Annotated in this window: 4 protein-coding genes; all 4 read left to right on the forward strand. The window is 67.6% G+C overall.

Annotated features, from left to right (window positions below; all coding sequences use genetic code 11):
- Positions 1-175: 175 nt before the first annotated feature.
- The 4 genes from ACWEKR_RS27755 to ACWEKR_RS27770 all read left to right on the forward strand — a co-directional run bounded on the left by ACWEKR_RS27755 (position 176) and on the right by ACWEKR_RS27770 (position 8,895).
- Positions 176-751 carry a chorismate mutase gene (locus tag ACWEKR_RS27755; protein WP_452356942.1) on the forward strand — a complete coding sequence of 192 codons (576 nt, stop codon included), beginning with the start codon at positions 176-178 and terminating at the stop codon, positions 749-751.
- A gap of 730 nt (positions 752-1,481) precedes the next feature.
- Positions 1,482-6,134: a glutamate synthase large subunit gene (gene gltB / locus ACWEKR_RS27760; protein ID WP_452356943.1), complete on the forward strand. Its 4,653-nt coding sequence runs from the start codon at positions 1,482-1,484 to the stop codon at positions 6,132-6,134.
- Between the two features lie 53 nt (positions 6,135-6,187).
- A complete protein-coding gene (locus ACWEKR_RS27765; RefSeq protein ID WP_195085094.1) occupies positions 6,188-7,657 on the forward strand; it encodes a glutamate synthase subunit beta in 1,470 nt (489 codons plus the stop codon).
- A gap of 338 nt (positions 7,658-7,995) precedes the next feature.
- Complete coding sequence (locus tag ACWEKR_RS27770; RefSeq protein WP_452356948.1) at positions 7,996-8,895, forward strand: cutinase family protein; 900 nt, start codon at positions 7,996-7,998, stop codon at positions 8,893-8,895.
- Positions 8,896-9,031 lie beyond the last annotated feature (136 nt).

Raw genomic sequence — 9,031 nt, forward strand, 5'->3', positions numbered from 1 at the left:
CTGTCACGGATTCGTTGTGACAGCGTGACAGGCTCCCCGGGGGTGCAGCGAGCAGGGAAGGCCGGATGTGGCCAGGCTCACAAGTCGTTCGAACGTCGTCTGCGGCTCCGGGGCGCGTGTGCCTACGCTGACGCGGTGATTCGTTTCCGTGCGAGGGATCCGAGGAGGTCGCGGCGTGCGCAGAATCGGGTTGACGCTGCTGGCCGCGGCGCTGCTGATGTGGCCGGTTAGCGCGGGTGCGGCACCGGACGACCGGTCGCTGGACCGGCTGGTCGCCCTGGTGCTCGAGCGGCTGGACACCGCGGACGCCGTCGCCGCGGCGAAGTGGGTGGCGGCGGGCGAACTCGGCACGGAGCCCGCCATCGACGATCCGATGCGGGAAGCGTCCGTCTACGACGCGATGGCTCGTCTCGGCAATGGCCGTGACCTGCCGGAGAACTGGGTGCGACAGGTCTTCTTCGGGCAGATCGAGGCCAACAAGACGGTGCAACGCGGACTGATGCTGCAGTGGCGCTTCGACCCGGCCGCGGCGCCCACAGCGCCCGAGGGGCTGGCCTCCGTGCGTCCGGTCATCGACCGGGTGAACGTCGCGATTCTCGACCAGCTCGACCTGCGCCGAGCCGAACTGACCGCGCCGGATTGCGCGGAGCGGTTGGCGCGCAGCGTCTTCGGCGTATTCACCACGGGGCACGGCGACGCCCTGCACCGAGCGGCGCTGGTGCGGGCCGCCGTATCCCTCTGCCCGGCTTAGACCGAATCGCCGGCCCTACGGCGAACACTGTGTCCAACACCACTCTCCGATATTTGCTGATTATGTGCTGAATGACACAACGGGCAAAAGAGGCCGAACGGTCGGATCACATTCATGGCTTGTCACGCCCGTGTCGGATATATCTCAACGGCCCGATCGCCGAGTTAGCCGCTGCCGCTTGGTTTGCCGCGCGGCGAACCGGGGAAATCCACTTCGACGCAGGTGAGGGCGGTTTCCGGGCTTTGTGAGGAAGGTCTCGGATGGGTGTCGTGCGCCGGTATTCCCAGGTGGCACCGGGTGCCATGGGGATCGATCGCACGGTACTCGCTGCTTTACACTGGACGACGCGCACACGTGGAGGACCGAATGCAGAAGCCCAGCTAAACCTGGTTATTAGTACTACCTAAGTTGGTTGGGCCCTGGACCTGACTTATCGTTTGCTCTTACGCCGAACACAGAACGTTCGGCTACCTCGCCCGCTCGGGCAGCCCTAGCCAGGTGCTCAGCGTAGCGGGCGAGCACCCGCTCGGAGGTAAGGATCTTGTTAGGGATCCGTTACCGAAGGGCACCCACTACGTCACAGAAGCGGGTGGAAAAAAACTGCAGACCTGACTGCACGCCGAAGACCATCAGCGCGGCTGGCTTCGGAACGTACGGGCGCAGTCTTGTACGGAGGCGTTCGACGAAAGGCCGTTTTTCTTCGAAGGCCGACTTTCTTGAAGGCAGAGGCATGACGCAACTTCCTGGCCACCGGTCACCTGGACCCATCGGGCTCTACGACCCGGCGAACGAGCACGACGCCTGCGGCGTCGCATTCGTCGTCGACATGCACGGCCGACGCAGCCGCGACATCGTCGACAAGGCTATTACGGCTCTGTTGAACCTGGAGCACCGTGGCGCCGCGGGCGCCGAGCCCAACAGCGGTGACGGCGCGGGCATCCTGATCCAGGTCCCGGACCGTTTCTTCCGCGCCATCGTGGACTTCGAGTTGCCGCCGGAGGGCTCCTACGCCACCGGCATCGCCTTCCTGCCGCAGGCCCGTCGCGAAGCCGCGCGCGCCGCCTACGGCGTGGAGAAGATCGTCAAGGAAGAGGGCCTCGAGGTCCTCGGCTGGCGCGAGGTGCCGATCGACGAGTCGTCGCTGGGCGCGCTGGCGCGCGACGCCATGCCGAGCTTCCGGCAGATCTTCATCGCCTCGCCGAAGAACGCTTCCGATCCGCTGTCGGAGATGGATCTGGAGCGTCGCGCCTACGTGGTGCGCAAGCGGGTCGAGCGCGAGCTGGGGTCGGCCGGTGCCGGTGAGGGCGCGGTCGGCAGGGAGTCGGTCTACTTCCCGAGCCTGTCCGGGCAGACCTTCGTCTACAAGGGCATGTTCACCACGCCGCAGCTGCGCGCGTTCTACCTGGACCTGCAGGACTCCCGCGTGGAGAGCGCCCTGGGCATCGTGCACTCCCGGTTCTCCACCAACACCTTCCCGTCCTGGCCGCTGGCGCACCCGTTCCGCCGGGTGGCGCACAACGGTGAGATCAACACCGTCACCGGCAACGAGAACTGGATGCGCGCCCGCGAGGCGCTGCTGCGCAGCGACGTCTTCGGCGTCGACTCCGCGGGCAAGAACCGGCTGGAGAAGATCTTCCCCGTCTGTACCCCGGGGGCGAGCGACACCGCCCGGTTCGACGAGGTGCTGGAACTGCTGCACCTCGGCGGCCGCAGCTTGCCCCACGCCGTGCTGATGATGATTCCCGAGGCCTGGGAACGCAACGAGACCATGGACCCGCAGCGGCGGGCCTTCTACGAGTACCACTCGATGCTTATGGAGCCGTGGGACGGACCCGCGTCGGTGTGCTTCACCGACGGCACCGTCGTCGGCGCCGTGCTCGACCGCAACGGCCTGCGGCCGAGCCGTATCTGGGTGACCGACGACGGCCTCGTCGTGATGGCTTCCGAGGTCGGCGTGCTCGACATCGACCCGTCCAAGGTGGTTCAGAAGGCGCGCCTGCAGCCGGGCCGTATGTTCCTGGTCGACACCGCCCAGGGCCGCATCGTCGGCGACGAGGAGATCAAGTCCCAGCTCGCCGCGGAGCAGCCGTACCAGCAGTGGCTGGAAGCGGGCGTCTCCCGCCTGGCCGACCTGCCCGACCGCCCGCACGTGCACATGTCACACGACCGCGTGCTGATCCGCCAGCAGATCTTCGGATACACCACCGAGGAGCTCAACCTCCTGATCTCGCCGATGGCCAAGACCGGTGGCGAAGCGCTCGGCTCGATGGGCACCGACACTCCGATCGCGGTGCTCTCGTCCCGCCCGCGCCTGCTGTTCGACTACTTCTCCCAGCTGTTCGCGCAGGTCACCAACCCGCCGCTGGACGCGATCCGGGAAGAGGTGGTCACCAGCCTCAAGCGCAACATCGGCCCGGAGGCCGACCTGCTGCACCCGGGACCGGAGTCCTGCAACATGATCGCGCTGGAGCAGCCGATCCTGGACAACGACGAGCTGGCCAAGCTCGTGCACATCAACGACGACGGATCGCACCCCGAGTTGCGCTCGGTGGTCGTGCGCGGCCTGTACCCGGTGAAGAAGGGCGGCAAGGGCCTGCGCAAGGCGCTGGAGGCGATCAACACCCAGGTGTCGGCCGCCATCGACGGTGGAGCGCGGATCATCGTGCTGTCCGACCGCGAGTCCAACGAGAAGCTGGCGCCGATCCCGTCGCTGCTGCTGACCTCCTCGGTGCACCACCACCTGGTGCGCGAGCGCACCCGCACCATGGTCGGCCTGGTCGTGGAGGCCGGTGACGCCCGCGAGGTGCACCACATGGCCACGCTGGTCGGCTTCGGCGCCGCCGCGATCAACCCGTACATGGCCTTCGAGACCATCGAGGACATGCTCGAGCGCGGTGCGCTCGAGATGCCGGGCAGCACCGGTGACCTGGCCGCCGACTACCGCAAGGCGGTCGCCAACTACAACAAGGCCGCGGGCAAGGGCGTGCTCAAGGTGATGTCTAAGATGGGCATCTCCACGCTGGCCTCCTACAACGGCGCCCAGCTGTTCCAGGTGATCGGCCTGTCGCAGGAGCTGGTGAACGAGTACTTCACCGGCCTGCGCTCGCACCTGGACGGCATCGGCCTGGACGAGATCGCCGAGGACGTCGCGCAGCGGCACCGGGTCGCGTTCCTGGAGAACCGCAACGAGCGCGCGCACCGCGAACTCGAGGTGGGCGGTGAGTACCAGTGGCGGCGCGAGGGCGAATACCACCTGTTCAACCCGGACACGGTGTTCAAGCTGCAGCACGCCACCCGCTCCGGCCAGTACTCGATCTTCAAGGAGTACACCAAGCTGGTCGACGACCAGTCCGAGCGGCTGGCGTCGCTGCGCGGCCTGTTCAAGTTCAAGCACAAAGCGCGCAGCCCGATCCCGATCGAGGAGGTCGAGCCGGCCTCGGAGATCGTGAAGCGGTTCTCCACCGGCGCGATGAGCTACGGCTCCATCTCGGCCGAGGCGCACGAGACCTTGGCGATCGCGATGAACCGCCTCGGCGGCCGGTCGAACTCGGGCGAAGGCGGCGAGTCGCCGTCGCGCTTCGAGCCGGAGGAGAACGGCGACTGGCGGCGCAGCGCCATCAAGCAGGTGGCCTCGGGCCGCTTCGGCGTGACCGCGCACTACCTGACCAACTGCACCGACATCCAGATCAAGATGGCGCAGGGGGCCAAGCCCGGTGAGGGCGGCCAGCTTCCGGCGCACAAGGTGTACCCGTGGGTCGCCGAGGTGCGGCACTCGACGCCGGGCGTCGGCCTCATCTCGCCGCCGCCGCACCACGACATCTACTCGATCGAGGATCTGGCGCAGCTGATCCACGACCTGAAGAACGCCAACCCGCAGGCGCGCATCCACGTGAAGCTGGTCGCGGAGCCCGGCGTCGGCACCGTCGCGGCGGGCGTCTCCAAGGCGCACGCCGACGTCGTGCTGATCTCCGGTCACGACGGCGGCACCGGCGCCTCGCCGCTCACCTCGCTCAAGCACGCGGGCGGTCCCTGGGAGCTCGGCCTGGCCGAGACCCAGCAGACGCTGCTGCTCAACGGCTTGCGCGACCGCATCGTCGTGCAGGTCGACGGCCAGATGAAGACCGGCCGCGACGTGGTGATCGCCGCGCTGCTCGGCGCCGAGGAGTACGGCTTCGCCACCGCGCCGCTGGTGGTCTCGGGCTGCATCATGATGCGGGTATGCCACCTGGACACCTGCCCGGTCGGCGTCGCGACACAGAACCCGGTGCTGCGCGAGCGGTTCACCGGCAAGCCGGAATTCGTCGAGAACTTCTTCCTGTTCATCGCCGAGGAGGTCAGGGAGCTGCTGGCGCAGCTGGGCTTCCGCACGCTGGACGAGGCCATCGGCCGGGTCGACCTGCTCGACACCTCGCGGGCCAAGCAGCACTGGAAGGCCAGCAAGCTGGACCTGTCGCCGATCCTGGACGACGTCGAGACGGCGTTCATGTTCCAGGACCGCCGCTGCACCAAGTCCCAGGACCACGGCCTGGACAAGGCGCTGGACCAGCAGCTGATCGTGCAGAGCCGCGACGCGCTGGAGCGGGGTCAGGCGGTGAAGTTCGAGACCAAGATCACGAACGTCAACCGCACCGTCGGCACCATGCTCGGTCACGAGGTGACCAAGCTCTACGGCGGCGCTGGCCTGCCCGACGACACCATCGACATCACCTTCACCGGCTCGGCGGGCAACAGCTTCGGCGCCTTCGTGCCCGCGGGTATCACGCTGCGCGTACAGGGTGACGCGAACGACTATGTCGGCAAGGGCCTGTCCGGCGGCCGGCTGGTGGTGCGCCCGTCGCTGAACGCGCCCGGCGAGTTCGTCCCCGAGCGCAACATCATCGCGGGCAACGTGATCCTGTTCGGCGCGACCAGCGGCCAGGTGTTCCTCAGCGGTGTGGTCGGCGAGCGGTTCGCCGTGCGCAACTCCGGCGCCACCGCGGTGGTCGAGGGCGTGGGCGACCACGGCTGCGAGTACATGACCGGTGGCCGGGTGGTCATCCTGGGCGAGACCGGCCGCAACTTCGGCGCCGGTATGTCCGGCGGCGTGGCGTTCGTCTTCGACCCGAACGGCACCTTCGCCGCTCGGCTCAACCCCGAGCAGGCCGACGCCGTCGAGCAGCTGGCCGGTGACGATTTCACCTGGCTGCACGACATCATCACCCAGCACCGTGACCAGACCGGTTCCGCTGTCGCCGAGCGCATCCTGAGCGATTGGTCGCAGCAGGTGAACCACTTCGTGAAGGTCATGCCGCGCGAATACAAGAAGGTTTTGCTCGCCATCTCCGAAGCTGAGAAGAGCGGCAAGGACGTGGACGAGGCGATTATGGAGGCTGCTCGTGGCTGAGAGAGTTCTAGAGATGACGTGGACGAGGCGCTGTGACCATTCGGGGGCCGCACGTGGCTGACCCCCAGGGTTTTCTGAAGCACACTTCTCGGGAACTGCCCAAGCGGCGGCCGGTGCCGCTGCGCCTGATGGACTGGAAAGAGGTCTACGAGGAGAACTTCTCCCACCAGACCTTGCGGACCCAGGCCAGCCGCTGCATGGACTGCGGTATCCCGTTCTGCCACAACGGTTGTCCGCTGGGGAACCTGATCCCCGAGTGGAACGACCTGGTCTACAAGGACCGGTGGCGCGAAGGCATCGACCGGCTGCACGCGACCAACAACTTCCCGGAATTCACCGGGCGGTTGTGCCCCGCGCCGTGCGAGGCGTCCTGCGTGCTCGGCATCAACCAGGATCCGGTCACGATCAAGCAGGTCGAGGTCGAGATCATCGAGAACGCCTTCGACGAGGGCTGGGTGACCCCGGTCTACCCGACCCGACTCACCGGCAAGAAGGTCGCCGTGGTCGGTTCCGGTCCGGCCGGTCTGGCCGCGGCGCAGCAGCTGACCCGCGCCGGGCACACCGTGACCGTGTTCGAGCGGGCCGACCGCATCGGCGGTCTGCTGCGCTACGGCATCCCGGAATTCAAGATGGAGAAGCGCTTCATCGACCGCCGTCTCGCGCAGATGGAGGCCGAGGGCACCATCTTCAAGACCGGCGTGAACGTGGGCGTCGACATCACCGCCGAGCAGCTGCGCGAGAAGTTCGACGCGATCGTGCTGGCCGGTGGCGCCACCCTGGCCCGTGACCTGCCGATCCCGGGCCGCGACCTGGACGGCATCCACCAGGCGATGGAGTTCCTGCCCTGGGCCAACCGGGTGCAGCTCGGCGACGACGTCACCGACGACGAGGGCCTGCCGCCCATCCACGCGAAGGGCAAGAAGGTCGTCATCATCGGCGGTGGCGACACCGGCGCCGACTGCCTGGGCACCTCGCACCGCCAGGGCGCGGCCAGCGTGCACCAGTTCGAGATCATGCCGCGTCCGCCGGAGGAGCGGGCCGCGTCCACCCCGTGGCCGACCTATCCGCTGATCTACCGGGTCTCCTCGGCGCACGAAGAGGGCGGCGAGCGGGTGTTCTCGGTGAACACCGAGCGCTTCGTCGGCGCGGACGGCAAGGTGACCGGTCTGGACGCGCACGAGGTCAAGATGGTCAACGGCCGGTTCGAGAAGGTGGAGGGCACCGACTTCACCCTCGAGGCCGATCTGGTGCTGCTGGCCATGGGCTTCGTCGGTCCCGAGAAGCCGGGCCTGCTGACCGATCTCGGCGTCGGCTACGACCAGCGCGGCAACGTGCAGCGCGACAAGAACTGGGCGACCAACGTTCCCGGCGTCTTCGTCGCCGGTGATATGGGCCGCGGCCAGTCGCTCATCGTCTGGGCCATCGCCGAGGGCCGCGCTGCGGCCGCGGGCGTGGACCGGTACCTGGAAGGCGAGACCGCCCTCCCGGCGCCGATCACCCCCACCATGGTGGCTCAGCGCTAGGTCCCCTCTCTTACCGGAGCGGAAACCAAGGCGCCTGTGGACAACTCCTCCACAGGCGCCTTTTCGCGTGCCCGGGACGTTCCACCCCTCGATCTGCGGGCTTCGAATCGCACTGGGAACGGAAATCCGACACACTGCAGAGTTCGAATGGCATTGCGGCGTTCGTGGCTTTATTGTGATCTCCGGCGGGCTGCTGATCTTGGGATGCGGTTTTGGGTGCACGTCATACCGGTCGGGTGGAGGTGTTCACCCGGCGTGCACTGGAACGACATCCGGTGAGGTCAGCATTGACGCGGCAACTCGGCGGGAAGTTCGACGAGGGCGAGGTTTGGAGCGGTATGCAGTGGAAGAAGGTCGTCGCGGCTCTGGGCGCGTCCGCGACCGTGATGTCCGGCTTGGTTTTCGGGGGTGCGTCGGCGAGCGCCGCGCCCGGTTGCCCGAGCCTGTACGTGGTGGCGATCCCGGGTACCTGGGAGACCGGACGGGACAAGACCCCGCAGCCCGGCATGCTGGCCGGCGTCACTCGCGGCCTCCCGTCCTCCACGGAGGTCGACTACGTGACCTATGCCGCGACCGCCTTCCCGTGGGAGGGTGAGGTTTACGGCAACTCCAAGAAGGAGGCGGTCGACAACGCCCGCGGGCTGATCGCGAACATGGCGCAGCAGTGCGGCGCGACCAAGATCGCCCTGATCGGCTACAGCCAGGGCGCGGACGCCGCAGGCGATCTCGCCGCCGAGATCGGCACCGGCCTCGGTGCCGTGCCTGCCGACCGCATCGCAGGCGTCGGCCTGATCTCCGATCCGCGTCGTTCGCCCACCGACATCCAGATCGGCCCCGTCGCTCCCGGTGCGGGCGCGGGTGGCCCGCGGGTCGGCGGCTTCGGCTGGGTCAGCGATCGCACCCGCACCATCTGCGCGCTCGACGACCTCTACTGCGCGACCGCGACCGAGGACTTCGTCACCCGGTTCGCCGGGTTCCTGGCCCAGGCTTCGGACGCCAACCCCGCCAACATGTGGCGCTACCAGATCGAGGCGGGCAACATCATCGGCGACCTGATGAGCTCGGGTGGTGTCCCGACTCTGCAGGCGCAGCTGACCGACTCGGCCAACCAGCAGCGCGCCAAGGACCTGGAGCGCTTCTACAAGTCGCAGGCCCACACCCTGTACGGCAGCTACCCGGTCGGTGGCGGTCAGACCGCCATCTCCTGGATGCACAACTGGATCGCGGGCATGGCCTGAGCCGCAGCGAAACCAAAGGGCCCACCTCCGTACTTGGCGGATTCTCGGGGTCCTCGCAACACCTGATGGCTATGTGGTCGTCAGTAGATCACGCAGACGCTCGGCTGGGGTTGCCCAGCCGAGCGTTTTGCGTGGT

The organism is Nocardia sp. NPDC004573, from assembly GCF_053602135.1.